The sequence below is a fragment of the Oerskovia merdavium genome, from assembly GCF_014836755.1.
Lineage (GTDB): Bacteria > Actinomycetota > Actinomycetes > Actinomycetales > Cellulomonadaceae > Oerskovia > Oerskovia merdavium.
This window is the reverse complement of sequence record NZ_JACSQF010000002.1, coordinates 254,641-272,791: the sequence shown is the minus strand read 5'-3', so window position 1 is coordinate 272,791 and position 18,151 is coordinate 254,641. Positions and strand designations below refer to the sequence as shown.

The 18,151-nt window shown below is 73.6% G+C and carries 14 protein-coding genes; 7 read left to right on the top strand and 7 right to left on the bottom strand.

Features of this window, described 5'->3' with window-relative positions; translation table 11 throughout:
* Nucleotides 1–177 precede the first annotated feature (177 nt).
* Nucleotides 178–1,071, bottom strand: coding sequence for a hypothetical protein (locus H9641_RS03305; RefSeq protein WP_191800987.1), 894 nt, complete (start codon nucleotides 1,069–1,071; stop codon nucleotides 178–180).
* On the bottom strand, nucleotides 1,071–1,784 hold the full coding sequence (locus tag H9641_RS03300) for an ABC transporter ATP-binding protein (protein WP_191800985.1): 714 nt from the start codon (nucleotides 1,782–1,784) through the stop codon (nucleotides 1,071–1,073). Before H9641_RS03300 ends, H9641_RS03305 begins: the two co-directional genes overlap by 1 nt.
* A 317-nt stretch (nucleotides 1,785–2,101) precedes the next feature.
* On the opposite strand from H9641_RS03300, the gene H9641_RS03295 reads away from it, so the two are divergent.
* Entirely contained in the window at nucleotides 2,102–2,851 is a 750-nt protein-coding gene (locus H9641_RS03295) for a TetR/AcrR family transcriptional regulator (protein ID WP_191800983.1), read from the top strand.
* Between the two features lie 51 nt (nucleotides 2,852–2,902).
* Here the strand turns inward: H9641_RS03295 and H9641_RS03290 are convergent, their stop codons facing one another.
* The 3 genes from H9641_RS03290 to H9641_RS03280 all read right to left on the bottom strand — a co-directional run bounded on the left by H9641_RS03290 (nucleotide 2,903) and on the right by H9641_RS03280 (nucleotide 6,659).
* The gene (locus H9641_RS03290) at nucleotides 2,903–5,233 is read right to left on the bottom strand and encodes a glycoside hydrolase family 3 C-terminal domain-containing protein (RefSeq protein WP_191800979.1); all 2,331 of its coding nucleotides are present in this window, start codon (nucleotides 5,231–5,233) and stop codon (nucleotides 2,903–2,905) included.
* A gap of 110 nt (nucleotides 5,234–5,343) precedes the next feature.
* On the bottom strand, nucleotides 5,344–5,997 hold the full coding sequence (locus H9641_RS03285) for a DUF4190 domain-containing protein (protein WP_225219875.1): 654 nt from the start codon (nucleotides 5,995–5,997) through the stop codon (nucleotides 5,344–5,346).
* Nucleotides 5,994–6,659 carry a DUF4190 domain-containing protein gene (locus H9641_RS03280; RefSeq protein ID WP_191800977.1) on the bottom strand — a complete coding sequence of 222 codons (666 nt, stop codon included), beginning with the start codon at nucleotides 6,657–6,659 and terminating at the stop codon, nucleotides 5,994–5,996. Before H9641_RS03280 ends, H9641_RS03285 begins: the two co-directional genes overlap by 4 nt.
* A gap of 303 nt (nucleotides 6,660–6,962) precedes the next feature.
* Here H9641_RS03280 and H9641_RS03275 point away from each other — a divergent pair, with 303 nt between their 5' ends.
* From H9641_RS03275 to holA, 3 genes are all read left to right on the top strand, one after another.
* Complete coding sequence (locus tag H9641_RS03275; protein WP_191800975.1) at nucleotides 6,963–9,185, top strand: NTP transferase domain-containing protein; 2,223 nt, start codon at nucleotides 6,963–6,965, stop codon at nucleotides 9,183–9,185.
* A 113-nt stretch (nucleotides 9,186–9,298) separates the two neighbouring features.
* Nucleotides 9,299–11,821, top strand: a complete 2,523-nt coding sequence (locus H9641_RS03270; RefSeq protein ID WP_191800974.1) for a ComEC/Rec2 family competence protein — start codon at nucleotides 9,299–9,301, stop codon at nucleotides 11,819–11,821.
* Nucleotides 11,822–11,984: 163 nt separating this feature from the next.
* Nucleotides 11,985–13,001 (top strand): DNA polymerase III subunit delta, encoded by a 1,017-nt coding sequence (gene holA / locus H9641_RS03265; protein WP_191800972.1) that lies wholly within the window; start codon nucleotides 11,985–11,987, stop codon nucleotides 12,999–13,001.
* A 207-nt stretch (nucleotides 13,002–13,208) separates the two neighbouring features.
* Here the strand turns inward: holA and rpsT are convergent, their stop codons facing one another.
* Nucleotides 13,209–13,469 (bottom strand): 30S ribosomal protein S20, encoded by a 261-nt coding sequence (rpsT, locus tag H9641_RS03260; RefSeq protein WP_056650751.1) that lies wholly within the window; start codon nucleotides 13,467–13,469, stop codon nucleotides 13,209–13,211.
* Between the two features lie 296 nt (nucleotides 13,470–13,765).
* Nucleotides 13,766–14,470 (bottom strand): type II toxin-antitoxin system PemK/MazF family toxin, encoded by a 705-nt coding sequence (locus tag H9641_RS03255; protein ID WP_191800970.1) that lies wholly within the window; start codon nucleotides 14,468–14,470, stop codon nucleotides 13,766–13,768.
* 159 nt (nucleotides 14,471–14,629) lie between these two features.
* Here H9641_RS03255 and H9641_RS03250 point away from each other — a divergent pair, with 159 nt between their 5' ends.
* Genes H9641_RS03250 through H9641_RS03240 form a run of 3 tightly spaced genes read left to right on the top strand, consistent with a single transcriptional unit; the run spans nucleotide 14,630 to nucleotide 18,080 of the window.
* Nucleotides 14,630–16,291, top strand: coding sequence for a circularly permuted type 2 ATP-grasp protein (locus H9641_RS03250; RefSeq protein ID WP_191800968.1), 1,662 nt, complete (start codon nucleotides 14,630–14,632; stop codon nucleotides 16,289–16,291).
* Nucleotides 16,285–17,214, top strand: coding sequence for an alpha-E domain-containing protein (locus tag H9641_RS03245; RefSeq protein ID WP_191800966.1), 930 nt, complete (start codon nucleotides 16,285–16,287; stop codon nucleotides 17,212–17,214). Before H9641_RS03250 ends, H9641_RS03245 begins: the two co-directional genes overlap by 7 nt.
* On the top strand, nucleotides 17,211–18,080 hold the full coding sequence (locus tag H9641_RS03240; RefSeq protein ID WP_318244357.1) for a transglutaminase family protein: 870 nt from the start codon (nucleotides 17,211–17,213) through the stop codon (nucleotides 18,078–18,080). Before H9641_RS03245 ends, H9641_RS03240 begins: the two co-directional genes overlap by 4 nt.
* Nucleotides 18,081–18,151: the final 71 nt, after the last annotated feature.

Here is an 18,151-nt window from a genome sequence, read left to right as displayed (position 1 = left end):
AGCGGTCGATGTGCGGTAGTCGGTCGGGCGGGCAGGTGCGTGCGTGAGGTCACCGCCGCGGGCGAGCCCGGGCTCGGGTGCCCCGACCCCGGGCGACACGCCCACGCGGGTGAGCAGCGCCGTCGGGCACCACGGTACGTGGCCGTGGCCCCCGACGGCGCCGCCGCGAGAGGACCGTCAGACGAGGTCGCGGCGACGGAACGTCACCGCGCCCGACCCGAGCGCGACCGCGACCCACGCGACCAGGCCCAGGATCGCGGCCCCGACGCCCAGGGGGGCGAGGCCGCCCAGGACCGACGTCGCGCTCTGGCCGGTCGACGCGAGCGACCCCAGCCCCAGCGGCAGCCACGCCGCCGCGCTCGACGTGCCGCCCGAGAGCAGCACGACCGCGGCCTGGATCAACGGCTCGACCACCACGAGCCCCACGACGACCAGGATCGCGGCGACCTGACCCCGGATCAGCGTCCCGATGCCCAGCCCCAGCCACGCGAACAGCACCAGGACCACGAGCCCGCGCCCCCACACGCCCAGGACGTCACCCGCGCCGACCATGAGCTGCGCGCCCGGCGACGACGCGACGGCCACGAACAGGCCCAGGGCCGTGAGCACCGCGAGCGCGGCGCCGATCACGAGCGCGACGACCGCGGTCGCGCCCGCCTTGCCGGCGAGGATGCGTAGGCGGGACGGGACCACGAGGGCCGTGGGGACGATCCCGCCGGTGCGGAAGTCGGTCGTGATCGCGAGGACGCCCAGCAGCAGCATGCAGATGACCGAGACCCCCGCCGAGCCCGAGCCCGCGGGGCCGTTGCCCAGCAGGTCCAGCATGGCGCGCTGGACGGCGGCCGAACCCAGGTCGGTGAGGCCCGTGAGGTCGGGAGCGAGGTCGGCGGTCAGCTCGGGCGAGGCCTGGAGGCCCACGGTGGCCCCACCGCCCATGCCCTCGAGCCCCGCCAGGATGCGCGGCAGGGCGATCGTCAGGACCTGGACCAGGACCATGCCCGCGAGGGCGACGATTCCGAGGATCCAGGGCGTGCGGGTCGTGCGTAGCTTGAGCAGCTCGGCGCGGAACATCAGCGCACTCCTTCGGTCTCGGCGGTCAGGTTCAGGTAGAAGTCCTCGAGCGACTCGCCCCGGACGAGGTCCTCGAGCGGGCCGTCGGCGATGACCTGGCCCTGGCCGATCACGACCAGGTCGTCGGCCACCTGCGTGACCTCGGCCAGGACGTGGCTCGCGAGCAGCACCGCCCCGCCGCCGTCCGCGAACGAGCGCAGGACCTCGCGCATCCACCGCATGCCCGCAGGGTCCAGGCCGTTCGCCGGCTCGTCGAGCACCAGGACCTGCGGGTCTCCCAGGAGCGCCGCTGCCAGCCCGACGCGCTGGCGCATGCCGAGCGAGTACGTGCGGACGCGCCGGTCGGCCGCCCGGTCCATCCCGACGAGCGCGAGCACCTCGTCGACCCGGCGGCCCTCGATCCCGGCAGCGGTCGCGAGGACCCGCAGGTGGTCGCGACCGCTGCGGCCCGGGTGCAGGCCGCCCGCGTCGAGCAGCGCGCCGACGACCCGGCCGGGGTTCTCCAGGGCCGCGTACGGGCTGCCCTGGATCGTCGCGGTGCCGGCGCTCGCGGACGCGAGCCCCAGCAGGACGTCGAGCGTGGTGGTCTTGCCCGCGCCGTTGGGGCCGAGCAGCCCCACGACCCTCCCGGGCTCGACGGCGAAGCTCACGTCGCGGACGGCGTCGAACGTCCCGTAGGACTTGCGCAGGCCCACGATCTCGATGGCTGGCATCGGGGATCCCTTCTCCTCCGGCCACGCTGCCGAGGTGCCGCGCGCCGTGCCTCCAGCCTGTCTTCCGGGCCGTGGCGGGCGCTTCTGGCGGAGGGAGGAAGGTGGGTTGCGACTTGCGGCGGAGGGCCCGGCGTCCGTCGGTGGGAGGTGGGCCGCGTCCTGTCCCCGACAGCGGCCCCTCTGCGCCGAGGGCGGTCGCCGGGGCGTCCCGCGGAGGCCATCCTCCGGACGCGTGCCCACCTGCGGGCGATAGGGTCACGTGATCGGCGCACGACCACGTGTCGCACCGGTGACGACCGACAGACAGGGGAGGGCTCATGCCCAGTACAGCGGCAGGCACCGCGCACACCGACGGCCCGACGGCGGAGCGAACCCGGCCAGGGACGCCCGGCAGGGCAGCACCCGCCCAGGCGTCCGACATCGCCCCGCGCGGGTACGCGAAGGGTCGCGCCAAGCGCGACGAGATCCTCGAGGCCGCGATGCGGCTCTTCGGTGAGGTCGGCTACCACTCGGCGTCGTTGCGCGAGATCTCCTCGCGCGTCGGGATCTCCCACCCGGGCCTCCTCCACCACTTCCCGACCAAGTCGGGCCTCCTCCAGGCGGTGCTCGAGCACCGTGACGAGGTCGATCTCGCGGTCTTCTACGCCGACCTCGAGGAGGGTGGGGACTACTTCGAGTCGCTGATCCGGCTGGTCGAGCGCAACGCGGCCCGGCCCGGGATCATCGAGCTCTACTGCATCCTGTCGGCCGAGGCGACGTCTCCCGAGCACCCCGCGCACGAGTTCTTCCAGCACCGGTACGACGAGGTGCTCGCGCGCAGCCGTCGCGAGCTCGCGCAGCGGGCCGCCGAGGGGCGGCTGCGGCCGGGGACCGACATCCCGTCGACGGCTCGCGCCCTGATCGCGCTCATGGACGGCCTCCAGGTCCAGTTCCTGCTCGAGCGCGGGGGTACCCGCCCGCCCGTGGACATGGCGGCCGGCCTGCGGTCCTACGTCGCGCTGGTCCTGGCCGACGACGGCACGACGGCGCGTGCCACGGCTCCCGGACCGGAAGCACCCCAGGTGTGACGCGGGGCGCCTCCGGACCGATCGGTCCGGAGGCGCCCCGCGGTGGGCAGGTCAGCCCGCGTCGGCTGCCGCGAGGAGCTGCTCGAGCTGCGACTGGTCGAACATCATGCCGTCGAAGGCCGCGATGACCCGGAGCGGCATGTCGCCGGCCATGGCCAGCATGCTCTCGTCGATCGCCATGGCCGACGACCCGTCGTCGCCCGCCGCCATGGCGTCGCGCAGGATCGCCCCGGCCACCGGGTGGGCCAGGGCCTCGCTCAGCGTCGACGACGGCGTCAGGGGCAGGGTGACGTCCTCGCCGACCACCGTGACGGTGGCCGAACCGCGCAGGTCGCGCGACGAGGCGCCCACGGACACCACGAACTCGCCGCCCTCGACGACCCAGCGCCGCAGCACCGGGTGCCAGTACGACAGGTCGCGTGCGTCGAGCTCGAACGTGAGCGTGCGCGTCCCGCCGGGTGCGAGCGAGACCTTCCCGAACGCCTTGAGCTCGCGCTCGGGGCGCTCGACCGCGGACTGCGGGTCGCCCACGTAGACCTGGACGACCTCGGCGCCCGCGACGTCCCCCGTGTTGGTGACGGTCACGTCCACGGTGAGCGACGCCGTCGTGCCCTCGCCCGAGACCGCGACCGACAGGTCGTCGTACGCGAACGTCGTGTACGACAGGCCGTGGCCGAACGGGAACGCGACGTCCATGCGCTTGGCGTCGTAGTAGCGGTACCCGACCAGCACTCCCTCGCCGTAGCGGACGTGCCCGAGCTCGCCCGGGAAGTTCCCGTACGACGCGTTGTCCTCGAGGCGGACCGGGACGGTCTCGGTGAGCTTGCCCGACGGGTTGCGGACGCCGAACAGCAGGTCGGCGATCGCCCCGCCACCGGCCTGGCCGCCGAGCCAGCCTTCGAGGATCGCCGCGGCGCGGTCCTGCCAGGGCGCGATCGCGACGGCCGAGCCGTTCGCGAGGACCACGACGACGCGCGCGCACACGGCCGAGACGGCCTCGAGGAGCGCGATCTGGTTCGCGGGCAGGTCCATGTCGTCGCGGTCGAAGCCCTCGGACTCGTGGCTCGCGGGCAGCCCCAGGAAGAGGACGACCGTCCCGGCGTCCCGGGCCAGTGCGACGGCCTCCTCGCGGAGGGCCGCGTCGTCGGCGTCGGACACCTCGGCCGTGATGCCGAAGCCGGCCGCGAAGGAGACCTCGGAGCCGGTGATCGCGTTGATCTGCGTCAGGGCGTCGTCGAGGCGGGTCGGCTGGACCTGGCTCGACCCGGCACCCTGGTAGCGCGGGGTGCGTGCGAACTCGCCGATGACGGCGATCGAGGACGCGGCGGCCGGGTCGAGCGGGAGGACGGGGGCGCCGTCCACGGGCTCGTTGCGCAGGAGGACCGCGCCCTCGGCGGCGGCCTCGCGGGCGAGGGCGTGGTGCTCGGCGACGTCGTAGGTCCCGGGCTCGGCGAGCGCGGGCAGAGCCCGGTTCAGGAGCGTGAGGTGGCGGCGGACGGCCTGGTCGAGGATCGCCTCGTCGAGCTCGCCCGCGCGGACCGCCGCGACGACCTCGGCGTCGGTGCGCCCGCCGGTCGCAGGCATCTCGAGGTCGAGCCCCGCGGCGAGCGCGGGCACGCGGTTCGAGACCGCTCCCCAGTCGGAGACCACGACGCCGTCGTAGCCCCACTCGTCGCGCAGGACCTCGGTGAGGAGCCAGTGGTCCTCGGACGCGTACGTGCCGTTGATCTTGTTGTACGAGCACATGACGGTCCAGGGCGAGGCCTTGGTGACGGCCCGCTCGAACCCGGTCAGGTAGATCTCGCGGAGCGTGCGCTCGTCGACGTCGGCCGAGACGCGCATGCGGTCGGTCTCCTGGTTGTTGGCCGCGAAGTGCTTGAGCGAGGTGCCCACGCCCTGGCTCTGCACGCCGTTGATGAGCGCGGCGCCCAGGTCGCCCGAGACCACGGGGTCCTCGGAGAAGTACTCGAAGTTGCGACCGCACAGCGGTGAGCGCTTAATGTTGATGCCCGGGCCGAGGAGCACCGCGACGTCGTTCGCGCGGGTCTCGCGGCCGAGAGCCCGTCCGACGCGCTCGAGCAGCTCGACGTTCCACGTGGAACCGAGCGCCGCGGCCGTGGGGAAGCACGTCGCGGGGACCGAGTTCGCGAGGCCCAGGTGGTCCGCGGAGCCGCTCTGCTTGCGCAGCCCGTGCGGACCGTCGGTGACCATGACCGCAGGAACCTCTGCGCCGGCGCGGTCGACGGGCTGCGTGTGCCAGAAGTCCAGTCCCGACGTCAACGACGCCTTCTCCTCGAGCGTGAGCTCCTGGATGAGCCGCTCGACGTCGAGCGGTCCGGCGGCACGTGCCGTGGTGGGGCTGGCGGGGTTCTCGTTGCTCACGGTGCACTTCCTCAGGGTTCGCGGCCAAGCCGCTCTGCTTGTTCGTCCGAGACTATCCGAGAAACCTACCACCTGGTAGGCATGTGGTCCGGGGTGTGCCGATCGACGGCTCAGTCGATGAGCGATCCCTCGGTCAGCACGGGCGTCGCGGCCAGGCAGAGACCGGTCCGGTCGCCCTCGGCCCAGGAGTCCTCGGAGGGGGTCCAGACCGAGAGCTCGATCCCCGCAGGGTCGACGTCGTCCGCCAGGACCGCGGGCACGCACACGCGCGAGACCTTTGCGTCCGCGCCGTCCTGGCCCGGCCACACGGAGTCGGTCGAGAAGTCCGTGCGTGCCACGACCTGCGCCTCGTGCGGGTCCCCGCACGGGACGACGCGCACCGTGGTGACGGCGCCGTCGTCGGGCAGCTCGGCGAGGCAGTTCCCCAGGACGAGCTGCCGCGCGTGCGCGTCCTGCGGTGCGCTCACGTCGGCGGGCAGCGCGCGCGTCGCCGCGCCGCCCAGCAGCAGGGCGACCGTCACGGCGATGGCCGTCAGCGACGTGGCCAGGCCCAGGGCGATGCCCGCCCACGCGAGGCCCACGCCTCGCGTGCCGTCCCGCCGGATCCGGGCGAGCGCCGCCGCTCCGACGCCCACCCCGACCGGCCCGAGCAGCAGGCCCGTGGGGATCGCGGCCACGGCGAGGGGCTCGGTCCGGGCGGCGGCCGGCTGCCAGCCCGGCGCGTAGTAGACGTCCGGGTCGTACCCGGGGGGCGGGGTGCTCATGCGGAGCTCGCCGCGACGCCGATGAACCAGAGTGCGAGGAGTGCCGTCATGACCGCTCCCACCGCGATCCCGGTGATCGCGTACCCGCGTCCCGTCGTCCCGTCGCGCGAGATCTGCTGGAGGGCCACGATGCCCAGGACCAGGCCGACGACCCCGGGGAAGAAGCACAGCGCCAGTCCGGCGAGCGACGTGATCATCGACGCGAGGGCCAGGCCGTTCTGTCGGGGAGGAGGAGCGAACGACGCCGTCCACGCCGGCCCCTGCTGCCATGCCGGGGGCTGGCCCTGAGGGGCGCCGGGGTACGGAGCGTTCGCCCCAGGTGGCCACTGCCCCTGGGGGTACGGCCCGGGCGCATGTCCGGGTGCGGGCGGGTAGGGAGATTCGTAGGGGCTCCCGTGGACCGGTGTCCCCGGCGCACCGTACGGAGGGTGGGGCGGGCTGCCCACCGGCGGAGGCGCCGTCGGGAACCCGGCCCCCGCGGGGCCCGCGGGAGGGAAGTACGGGTCGGGCTCGACGGGGGCGTCCTCGATACCCGCTACGGGCGGCTGGTACGGGACGAGCGGAGGCTGGCGCGTGGGTCCGCCGGGGGCGAGGTAGGGGTTCGGCGGGGGCGTCGGATCCTGGTCCGGCGCGCCGGGACCCTGCGGCGGGTAGGAGGTCATGGGAGAACCGTAGCGACGCGGCGCGGACCTCGGTGGAACTCCCCACAGGACTCGCCCCGCGGTGGCCTGTCGGGGCCGCGGCAGGGCGCTCGCGATTATTTTGTGAGGATTCCACCCCAAACCGCCCTCAGCCCCTCGACACGGCCCTCCGCGTGTCTATGATCGTGGTGGTACCGGGCATCCGCGGTCTCTCGTACGAGGGATTTGGAAGGAGTCGTGCTTTTTTCGCTCGGCTCTCCGGTGCCCTACCGAGCGCGGCCGGCACAGGTCGCGCACGACGCATCACCGAGCAGTGAGGACGTCATGACCCTGCCACAGGCCGCACAGGCTCCCGCCACCACGAACGATCGAGCGGCGGTGGTTCTCGCTGCCGGTCACGACGACGCGTCGCGCGAGCTCATCACCCGACCGCTCGGCGAAGCGACCGTGGTCGAGCTCGCCGTCGCCAACGTCCGCAAGGTCGTCGCCGACGACCGCATCGTGGTCGTCGTCGCCCCCGGCGACACCACGGTCCGAGGGCTCCTGGGCGACGACCTCACGTACGTCGAGCAGCAGGACCTGCCGGGGACCGGCGGTGCGGTGCTCGCGGCGCGTGCCGAGATCGAGGCCTTCGCGATCCCCGCGCGCGAGGTCCTCGTCGCCTACGCCGACACCCCGCTCCTGCGCTCCGAGTCCTTGCTGGGCCTCCTGACCCGCCACACGCTCAAGGGCGCGGACCTGTCGCTGCTCGCGGCCGTCGTGACCGAGGACCTGCCCACCTACGGGCGGATCGTCCGTGAGGACGGTGAGATCACCGCGATCCTCGAGGAGGAGGACCGCCCGGCCGACGCCGGGAGCGGCGGCACCCCCACCGAGGTCAACGTGGGCGCCTACGTCGCGTCCCCCGGCCTGCTGTTCGCCGAGCTCGAGGCCATGCTCGCCGAGGGCGAGCACCGCCTGACCGAGCTCGCCCGCCGCGTCATCGCCAAGCAGAAGAGCATCTCCTCGTACCGGATCTACGACACCGACGAGGTCCGGGGCATCAACACCCCCGAGGAGCTCCAGGAGGCCGCGGACATCCTTCTCAAGCGGCTCTTCATGCCCAAGAAGAACACCGACACCAAGATCGTGTTCGGCACCGGCGGGTGGCGCGCCATCATCGGTGAGGGATACACGCTCGCGAACGTGCGCCGTCTGTGCCAGGCGATCGCGAACGAGACGGTCCGCAAGGGCATCGACGGGCTGGGCGTCGTGATCGGCGGGGACCGCCGCTTCCTCTCGCGCGAGTCCGCCGTCGCGGCGGCCGAGGTCTTCGCGGGCAACAACATCCCGGTCACCCTCCTGCCCGACGACGTCCCCACACCCCTCGTGACGTTCGCGGCCCCGTACCTCGGCGCGGCCTACGGCATCATCGTCACCTCGAGCCACAACCCGCCCGAGTGGAACGGCATGAAGGTCTTCCGCCAGGACGGATCGCTGCCCCTCGACGACGAGACCGACCGCTACCAGGACGAGGCCAACGCACTGAGCGTCGACGACGTCATCACGCTCGACCTCGCGGTCGCCCGCAAGGCGGGCCTGGTCGTGGACAAGGTCCTCACCGAGCCCTACGTCGACGCGATCGAGAAGATCGTCGACGTCGACGCCGTCCGCGGCTCGGACCTGCGGGTCATCGTCGACCCCATGTACGGCACGAGCCAGCTCACGCTCGGCACGATCCTCAACGACATGCGTGTGCGCTCCGAGTTCATCCACGCCTCGCACAACCCGTTGTTCGGCGGGATCGCGCCCGCGCCGGACCTGCAGCGTCTGTCGACCCTGATCTCGATGATCAAGCAGGGCGACGGCCGCTACGACCTGGGCATGGCCACCGACGGCGACTCCGACCGGATCGGCATCGTCGACGAGACCGGCGAGTACATCTCGACCAACGACCTCCTGCTCCTCCTCTACTGGTACCTGCACGAGTTCCGCGGCGAGAAGGGCGGCGTCGTGCGCAACCTCGCGACGACGCACCTGCTCGACCGGCTGGCCGCGCACTTCGGCGAGGAGTCGCGCGAGGTCAAGGTCGGCTTCAAGCACGTGACGGCCGGCATGGAGGAGATCGGCGCGGTCCTCGGCGGCGAGTCCTCGGGCGGCCTCACGGTCCGCGGCTGGATCCTCGGCAAGGACGGCATCTTCGCGTGCGCCCTGGTCGTCGAGATGCTCGCCCGCACGGGCAAGAAGATCTCCGAGCTGCGCGAGATGATCTACGAGATCACGGGTCGCCTCTACACCCTCGAGGCGGGCGTCGACTCGACGCCGGAGATGCGCGTCGCCGTGCCGCGTCGCCTCGAGGCGGACCCGCTCACGCACGTCGGGCCCTACCCGGTCGTGAGCATCTCCCACCTCGACGGCACCAAGATCGTCCTCGAGAACGACAACTGGGCGCTCCTGCGGTTCTCCGGGACCGAGCCGGTGCTGCGCATGTTCGTCGAGGCCGACTCCCCGGAGAAGGCCACCGAGCTGCTCGACTGGCTCAAGGGCTTCGTCACAGCGGGCGTCTGAGCCTCCCGCCCCCAGGGTCCCGCGACCTCGGAGGCTCGGACACAGGTCCGCGGCGCCCCGCCGCGCCGCGGCCCGGCCCCCCGCCCCCCCACCCCGCCCCGGGCGCGGCCCCAGTGCTCACCCCGCGCCAGGTCTCGGCGACCGACCTTCGACTGGTCCCGGGGGCGCTCGCGGCCTGGGGTGTCGCGTGGTGGCTCGCTGCGTCGCGGCCCGGGGTGGCCCTTGCGGGCGCGGCGGCCGCGGCGGGACTGCTCGCGCTGCTCGGCGCGCTGCTGCTCGTGCGGCGCGCGAACCCGCCCCGAGGGCTCGGTCAGTGCCTCCTCGTGACGGCGTGCGTGCTCGCGGTCCTGCTGGGCGGGGCAGCAGACCTCGTCGCGCGGGAACGTGGGGGAGCCGCGGACCTCGCGGCCGAAGGCGCGTCGGTCGAGGTCGTCGGCCGGGTCGTCAAGGAGGCCGTCGAGGTCACCAACCCGTGGTCGGGGTCCTCGGACAGCGTGCGCACGACGCTCGAGCTGACGACGGTCCAGGGGCGAGGTGTCACAGCACCGGGGGGAGGGCAGGTCGGCGTGCTGGGCGACCCGTCCTGGGCCGACGTCGACTACGGGGCCGAGGTCCGCGCGTCGGGCCGGCTCCTGCGCGCCGAACCTGGCGACCGGGCGGCAGCCACGCTCGTCGCGAGCGGGCCGCCGGTCGAGACGGCCGAGCCCCTGCCCGCGCTGCGAGTCGTCAACACGCTCCGGACCGACCTGCTGACGGCCTCGGACGGGCTGCCCGCGGACGCCCGTGCGCTGCTCCCGGGCGTCGCGGTCGGTGACACCTCGCGCATCGACGACGAGCTCGACGCGGCTCTCAGGACCACCGGCCTCACGCACGTCACCGCGGTCTCGGGCGGGCACTTCGCGATCGTCGTGGCGGCCGTGACCGCGCTGTGCGCGCTGGCCCGGGCGCCGCGCGGTGTGCGCATGGGGGTGACGGGCCTCGTCATGGCGGGGTTCGTGCTGCTCGTCCATCCCGACCCGAGCGTGTTGCGTGCCGCGGCCATGGGGGTGGTCGGGCTGGTCGGGATCGGGCTGGGACGCCCCTCGCGCGCCGTCCCCGCGCTCGCGTGCATCGTCGTGGTGCTCCTCGTGCTGGACCCGTGGCTCGCGCGCTCGTACGGGTTCGTGCTGTCGAGCGTCGCGACCGCCGCGCTCGTGCTGGGTACCCAGCCCGTGGCACGACGTCTCGCACCGTGGATCGGCAAAGGGCCGGCGTTCGCGCTCGCGGTCCCGCTGACGGCCCAGCTCGCGTGCGCGCCGGTCCTGGTCCTGCTCGACCCGTCGATCGCGACGTACGCCGTGCCGGCGAACCTGGTCGCGGCGCCCGCGCTCGTGCCCGCGACGGTGCTCGGGGTGCTCGCGACGCTCGTGGCCCCCTGGTTCCCGCTCGGCGGGGTCGTGCTCGCGTGGCCTGCGGGCCTCGCGTCCTGGTGGATCGCGGCGGTCGCCCGGTCCTTCGCCGGGCTGCCCGGGGCGAAGGTGCCGTGGCCCGGTGGTCCGCTGGGCGCGTCGGCACTCGCCCTGCTGACCCTCGCAGCACTGGTGCTGGTGTGGCGATGGCGGCGGGTGGCGGGCCTGCTGGGCGTGCGGGTCCCGTGGAGCCGGGGGAGCGGCTGGCCGCACACGTGGCGCACGGCGGTACGCGCGGGTGTCCGGGAGGCGTTCGCAGCCCGACGACGACGCGCCACGCTGCAACTCGTCGCGGCCTGGGCCGTGGTTGCCGTGGGAGTGGCCGGTTGCGTGGTGATCGCGTGGCCCCGTTGGATCGCCCCCGCCGGTCAAGACGTCCCGCCGGACTGGGTCGTGGCCGCGTGCGACGTCGGCCAGGGGGACGGGCTCGTGGTCCGGACCGGCGACGGGCGCGGACTCATGATCGACGTCGGTCCGGCAGGCGACGCCGCAGGGCGGTGCCTCGACGACCTGGGGATCGAGCGCCTCGACCTGCTCGTGCTGACCCACTTCCACGCCGACCACGTCGGAGGGCTCGACGCCGTGCTGGACGGGCGGCAGGTGGGACGAGCGCTCGTGACCGGGCTCGGTGACCCTGCCGAGCAGGCTGAGTGGGTGCTCGACGACCTCGCCGACCGAGGTGTTCCCGTGGAGGTGGCCGAACCCGGCGCGGGCGGCACGCTCGGCGACGTGTCGTGGGAGGTGCTGCAGGCGGGTGGCTCCGCCGGGCCCGGCTCCGGAGGCGGAGGGCCCGTCCTCGCCGAGGCCGACGGGGGAGCCAACGACGCGAGCATCGCGTTGCGTGTCGTCACCCCGCAGCTGACGCTCGTGGCGCTCGGCGACCTGGAGGACGCGGGACAGGAGGCCCTGGACCGGACGCTGCGGGCGGACGGCCCCGACGCGTCGGTCGACGTCGTCAAGGTCGCGCACCACGGCTCACGCGTCCAGTCCCCACGACTCGCCGCGACGCTCAGCCCCGCGGTCGCGATCGTCAGCTCGGGCGAGAACACGTACGGGCACCCGACCGAGGAAGCCCTCGACCTCTATGCGGGCGTCGGGGCCGCGGTGCTGCGCACCGACCGGTGCGGGACCTTCGCGCTCGTCGTGCGCGACGGGGCGCTCGCGGTCGCGGGGTGCGAGGACGGGTGATGTGCCACGCGACCGGGACGTCCGAGCCGGACCCGTGGACCGGCGGACGACCGCCGAGGTCACGGGTCCGTGCCTCCGGCGAGCTTTCCGCGTCGGCACGCCGTGCCTCCGTCAGGGGTCGGCGATGTGCCCCCGGTGGGTGGCCCGTGGGATCGTTGTGCCCATGGCTCCCGCTCCCTCCCGCACCTCCGCCCGCCCGTCCGCGACGCTCCCGTGGAACGCGGTCGAGCTCGCTCCCGTGGTGCTGGTGCAAGGGCCCGAGGGCCTGCTCGCGGAGAGGGCCGTCGACTCGTTGTTCGAGCTCGCGCGGGCCCGCGACACGGAGGCGGAGAAGTCCGAGATCGAAGCCGTGACCTACCAGTCGGGCATGCTGACGGTCGCGGCGAGCCCGTCTCTCTTCGGCGAGCCCAAGTTCGTGGTGGTGCGTGGCGCGGAGGCCGCAGCCGACGCGCTCATCCCCGACGTGGTGGACTACGTCGCCTCGCCGGACCCGGAGACGACCGTCGTGGTCGTGCACGGCGGCGGCGTCCGGGGCAAGAAGATGCTCGACGCGATCCGTGCGAGCGGCGCGCCGGTCGTGGCGTGCGAGGCCATCAAGAAGGACGCCGACAAGCTCTCGTTCGTCGCCGCGGAGTTCAAGGCGGCAGGCCGCCGAGCCGACGCGGGGGCTGTCAAGGCGCTCGTCGAGGCGCTCGGGAACGACCTGCGCGAGCTCGCGAGCGCGTGCGCGCAGCTCGTCGCGGACACGACGGGCACCATCAACGCCGCGACGGTCGACAGGTACTACGGCGGGCGCGTCGAGGCGAGCGGCTTCCGCGTGGCCGACGCCGCCGTGGCGGGCAAGGCGGGCGAGGCCGTGTCCCTGCTGCGCCACGCCCTGGCGACGGGAGCGGACCCCGTGCCGCTCGTCGCGGTGCTCGCGATGAAGCTCCGCACGCTCGCCAAGGTCGCGGCCATGCGCGGGCGTGGTGGAGCGTCGGCCAAGGACCTGGGGCTGGCCCCCTGGCAGATCGACCGGGCGCGCAAGGACCTCTCGAGCTGGACCCCGGAAGGCCTCGCGGCCGCGATCACGGCGGTCGCCCAGGCGGATGCCGAGGTCAAGGGCGGCGGGCGCGACCCGGTGTTCGCGGTCGAGCGTGCGGTCCTGGTGATCGCGGGGGCGCACGGCACGGGCCGCTGATCTCGGCAGGCCGGGCGGACGGTGACCCCGTGAGCCGGCCAGGATCGCAGCGGCCGGGGCACGCCGGTCAGGACGAGCTCTCCGCGCCCGCCCCCGGACGCACGAGAGGCGCCGCTCCGTGGAGGGAGCAGCGCCTCTCGACGTTCACCGTGCTGCCCGAGGTGGATCAGGGGCGCACAAGGTCACGCGTGGAAGGGAGTGTCAGGCTCAGAGAGCGTTGACGGCCTTCGCGAGTGCCGACTTGCGGTTAGCAGCCTGGTTCTCGTGAATGACACCCTTGGAGACTGCCTTGTCGAGCTTCTTCGACGCGACGACGAGGGCGCTGGTTGCGGCCTCCTTGTCACCGGCGGCGACGGCCTCGCGAACGCGGCGAACGTTCGTCCGGAGCTCCGACTTGACAGCCTTGTTGCGCAGACGAGCCTTCTCGTTCGTCTTGATGCGCTTGATCTGAGACTTGATGTTAGCCACGTGTGGACTTTCTGGTGTGTTCGCCGAAGCGATCGAATAGGTCGTAGAGGGCGATTCCAGCTCCGGGACTGGGGGTGGGGAACCCTTGGAGAGGAGCTGGAACTGTGCCCGCCGACCTGGGCGGACACGCGACCACCAAGACTACCAGCCGACCGCAGGATCGGCCAGAACGCTGGAACGGCGCCCTCCTCGCCCCTCGCGCACGGTCCGCACGCGCCCTGTGCCGGGTCCTGCGGACCCTGTGACGGGGTCTCGTGCCGGAGCGCCCGGCAGGGGCGCAGCCCAGGTGCGAGGCCTCAGACCTTGCCCATCTCGCGGATGATCGTGTCGAACGTCGAGCGGCCCATGACGGCCCCCTCGCGACGCACGGCGCCGGGGTCCACGCGGATCACGCGGTCGAGGCGGACCTCCGAGTCGCGCCCTTGCGCGTCCCAGGGGCCCGAGCCGATGTCGAGCCAGTACCGGCCCCAGCGGGCCTCGTCCGCGGCGTCGCGCGAGTGGTCCTTGCTCGTGAGCATGATCGCGAGCAGCCAGCCGCCGTCGCGACCCACGAGCAGCACGGGACGGTCCTTGCCCTGGGTGAAGTCCTCCTCGTAGGGGACCCAGGTCCACACGATCTCGCCGGGGTCCGGGTCGCCGTCGAGCTGGGGTGCGTACTCGGCGCGCACCGCGCCCGTGTAGTCGCCGGGGTAGGTGCCGGCACCGGGCTGCGGCCCGCGAGCCTGTCCCTGGGGTGCGGGCTTCCGGCCCGCCGGCCGCGTGCTCGCGGAGCCCTTCGGGGTGCCCGGCTTGGTGCGCGGTCCCGGCTTGGGGCCCGCGGTGCCCGACGACGGCGCACCGGACCCGGGGCGGGGAGCGATGCCGCGCGGGGTGCCCGACGTCGTCGGGCCGGAGGACGAGCCACCCGCGCCCGAGCCACCCGATCGCGACGACCCGCCGAGCGCGCCGAGGATCGCGCGGGCCGCGTCCGTGAGCAGGGAGATCCACTTGTTCTGAGCCACGCCCGCAATCTACCCGTATCCGGCACGGCGGTCCGAGCGGTCCCGCACCGGCCGTCGGACCGGCCGTCGGGCCCCCGCGTCGACCGCCCGTCACACCCGGACGCGACCGGTAACACGGGGGACACGCCGCGGGAACACCGGGTGACTACGGTCCCCGTCATGGCAGACCTCTTCGACGACTATCCCCGCTCACGGGCCTGGGACGAGATGCTCGACGAGGACGGCGGGCTGCGTCCCCGGTTCGAGCGTGTGCACACGACCATGACCCGCCTCACCGCGGCCGAGGTCTCCTCGCGGGCGGAGGCCCTGGCCCGCTCGTACCTCGCGCAGGGCGTGACGTTCGACGTCGCAGGCGAGGAGCGTCCCTTCCCGCTCGACGTGGTCCCGCGGGTCATCGAGGCCGACGAGTGGGACCGGATCTCCGCGGGCGTGGCCCAACGGGTCCGCGCGCTCGAGGCGTTCCTCGCGGACGTCTACGGCCCGCAGCGCTGCGTGACGGACGGGGTGGTCCCGCAACGGCTCATCCTGTCCTCGGCCGACTTCCACCGGGCCGCGTACGGGATCGAGCCGCCCAACGGCGTGCGGGCGCACGTCTCGGGGATCGACCTGATCCGGGACGAGGCGGGCGACTTCCGGGTGCTCGAGGACAACGTGCGCGTCCCGAGCGGCGTCAGCTACGTGATCTCCAACCGGCAGGCCATGGTGCAGACGTTCCCCGAGCTGTTCTCGAGCCTGCGCATCCGGCGCGTGATCGACTATCCGCGCCGGCTCCTGGCCGCGCTGCTCGCCGCAGCCCCGGACGGGGTCCCCGACCCGACGGTCGTGGTGCTCACCCCTGGCGTCTTCAACTCGGCCTACTACGAGCACTCGTTGCTCGCCCGGCTCATGGGTGTCGAGCTCGTCGAGGGGCGCGACCTGTTCTGCGCGGGCGGTCGCGTCTACATGCGGACCACCAAGGGCCGTCGCCGGGTCGACGTCATCTACCGGCGCGTCGACGACGCGTTCCTCGACCCGGTGCAGTTCCGCGCCGACTCGATCCTGGGTGTCCCGGGGCTGCTCGGGTGCGCGCGGCTCGGCACCGTGACGCTCGCGAACGCGGTGGGCAACGGGGTCGCGGACGACAAGCTCGTCTACACCTACGTCCCCGACCTCATCCGCTACTACCTGTCGGAGGAGCCGCTCCTGCCCAACGTCGACACGTGGCGCCTGCAGGAGCCCGAGGCGCTCGCGGAGGTGCTCGACCGCCTCGACGAGCTGGTCGTCAAGCCCGTCGACGGATCGGGTGGCAAGGGGATCCTCGTGGGTCCGGCGGCCTCCCGTGCCGAGCTCGACGCGATGCGCCGGCGGCTCCAGGCGGACCCGCGCGGGTGGGTCGCGCAGCCCGTGGTGCAGCTCTCGACGGCTCCGACGTTCGTCGACGGGCGCTTCCGGCCCCGTCACGTGGACCTGCGGCCGTTCGCGGTCAACGACGGCACGGACGTCTGGGTCCTGCCCGGAGGGCTCACGCGCGTGGCGCTGCCCGAGGGGCAGCTCGTCGTGAACAGCTCGCAAGGGGGCGGCTCCAAGGACACGTGGGTCCTGGGCGAGGGACCCCGGCAGGTGGTCGACGACGTCGCCCCCGTCACGCTCGCGGCGTCCGGCGCGGTGGCTGCCGGGGTCCCGATCGCGACCAATCCCGCGGACGCCGCCCAGGGTGCCGGGAGCCGGCACCAGCAGCAGCAACAGCAGCAGGCGAGCGACCGCCAGCGTGCGGTCCCTCGCGAGCCCGGGGCCGTACCGGCCCGGGGGCACGTGGCGACGGACGGGGAACGACCATGCTGAGCCGGATCGCGGAGTCTCTCTTCTGGATCGGTCGGTACGTCGAGCGCGCGGACGACACCGCCCGCATCCTCGACGTGCACGTCCAGATGCTCAGCGAGGACCCGTGGGCCGCGGAGGACCTGGCCTGCCGGTCGCTCCTGACGGTCATGGACCACCCCGTCGAGCCCGGCACGGGGCTCGTGGACCGGGCCCACGTCCTGCGGGTGCTGGCCCACGACCAGCTCAACCCGTCGTCGATCGCGGGGTCGCTCGTCGCGTCGCGCGAGAACGCCCGGCGTGCGCGCGAGATCATCTCGACCGAGCTGTGGGAGTGCCTCAACACGACCCGCAACCAGGTCTCGGGCAGCATCCGCCTGGCCCGCCCGCACGACTACTTCTCGTGGGTGCGCGAGCGGGCGGCGATCGTCGCGGGACTCATGGACTCGGCCACGAGCCGCGACGCGACGTGGCACTTCATGCTCCTGGGCCGGTCGATCGAGCGGGCCGACATGACGGCCCGGCTCGTGACGACCCAGACGCGGCTCGGGCACGCGGGCCCCGGGTGGACGACGCTGCTTCGCTCGTGCGGCGCCTACGAGTCGTACCTGCGGGTCTATCGCGGGATCGCGTCGGACGAGCGGGCCGCGGGCTTCCTGCTGCTCGACCGCCTGTTCCCGCGGTCGATCGTGTGCGCGCTCGAGAGCGCCGAGGCGTGCCTGCGCGAGCTCGAGCCCGAGGGGCGTCACGGGGTGAGCGACGACGCGCGGCGCGAGCTCGGGAGCGTGCGGGCGAGCCTCGAGTTCGCCCCGCTCGAGGAGGTCCTCGACGACCTGCCCGCGGCGATGGAGCGCGTCCAGCGCGCCTGCTCGCGCGCGAGCGACGCGATCAAGGCGCGGTACTTCCCGTCCGCGGCCGCCACGACCTGGGTAGGAGAAGCACTGTGAGCACCGAGGTGGTCGGCGACGCCGGCCGGCGGACCCTGCGCGTGGTCCACACGACGACGTTCGACTACGAGGCGCCCGTGACGGCGTCGTACAACGAGGCACGCATGACGCCTGCGGGGGGCCCGGCGCAGGACGTGCGCGACGCCGCCGTCGCGGTCCAGCCGACCACGTGGTCGCACGAGTACGTCGACTACTGGGGCACGACGGTGACCGCGTTCGAGGTCCTCGAGCCGCACCGGCGCCTGACGATCGTGGCGACCGCCACGGTCGAGGTCGCCCCGCCGGCCACCGGCGGGGCGCAGGTCACGTGGGAGGAGCTGGGCGGGGAGGACGTCGTGGACGCCCAGGCGGCGTACCTCACGGACAGCGCGACCACCGCGGTGCCCGACGACGTCGCGGCCCTCGCGCTCGACGTCGCCGCCGGGCTGGACCCCGAGTCGGCGGCCGAGGCCATCTGCCTCGCGCTGCGCGACCGGCTCGACTACGTGCCAGGGGTGACCACGGCGCACACGCCCGCGGCCGAGGCCTGGCTGGCCCGCAAGGGCGTGTGCCAGGACATGGCGCACCTGTGCGCGGGCGCGCTGCGCAGCGTCGGCATCCCGGCCCGCTACGTCTCCGGGTACCTGTACCCGGTCACGGACGGGGTGGTCGGGGAGACGGTCACGGGGGAGTCGCACGCCTGGATCGAGTGGTGGACGGGCGCGTGGCGCGGCTACGACCCGACCAACCGCCGCCGCGCTGGCCTCGACCACGTGGTGCTCGGGCGCGGACGCGAGTACGAGGACGTCGCGCCCCTCAAGGGCGTGTACGCGGGAGCGGCGGCCAGCGACCTGGAGGTCACGGTCGAGATCACGCGCACCGCGTGACGGCCGGGCGGCGCGGGCAGGCGCCCGCCCGCCCGTGCCTGCCGGGTGCGGGCTCGTGGGACAATGATGGT

Excerpts from the sequence above, each read along its gene's own strand:
- H9641_RS03305 (WP_191800987.1), bottom strand. The coding sequence starts at position 1,071 with ATGTTCCGCGCCGAGCTGCTCAAGCTACGCACGACCCGCACGCCCTGG.
- H9641_RS03300 (WP_191800985.1), bottom strand. The coding sequence starts at position 1,784 with ATGCCAGCCATCGAGATCGTGGGCCTGCGCAAGTCCTACGGGACGTTC.
- H9641_RS03295 (WP_191800983.1), top strand. The coding sequence starts at position 2,102 with ATGCCCAGTACAGCGGCAGGCACCGCGCACACCGACGGCCCGACGGCG.
- H9641_RS03285 (WP_225219875.1), bottom strand. The coding sequence starts at position 5,997 with ATGAGCACCCCGCCCCCCGGGTACGACCCGGACGTCTACTACGCGCCG.
- H9641_RS03280 (WP_191800977.1), bottom strand. The coding sequence starts at position 6,659 with ATGACCTCCTACCCGCCGCAGGGTCCCGGCGCGCCGGACCAGGATCCG.
- H9641_RS03275 (WP_191800975.1), top strand. The coding sequence starts at position 6,963 with ATGACCCTGCCACAGGCCGCACAGGCTCCCGCCACCACGAACGATCGA.
- holA (WP_191800972.1), top strand. The coding sequence starts at position 11,985 with ATGGCTCCCGCTCCCTCCCGCACCTCCGCCCGCCCGTCCGCGACGCTC.
- H9641_RS03250 (WP_191800968.1), top strand. The coding sequence starts at position 14,630 with ATGGCAGACCTCTTCGACGACTATCCCCGCTCACGGGCCTGGGACGAG.
- H9641_RS03245 (WP_191800966.1), top strand. The coding sequence starts at position 16,285 with ATGCTGAGCCGGATCGCGGAGTCTCTCTTCTGGATCGGTCGGTACGTC.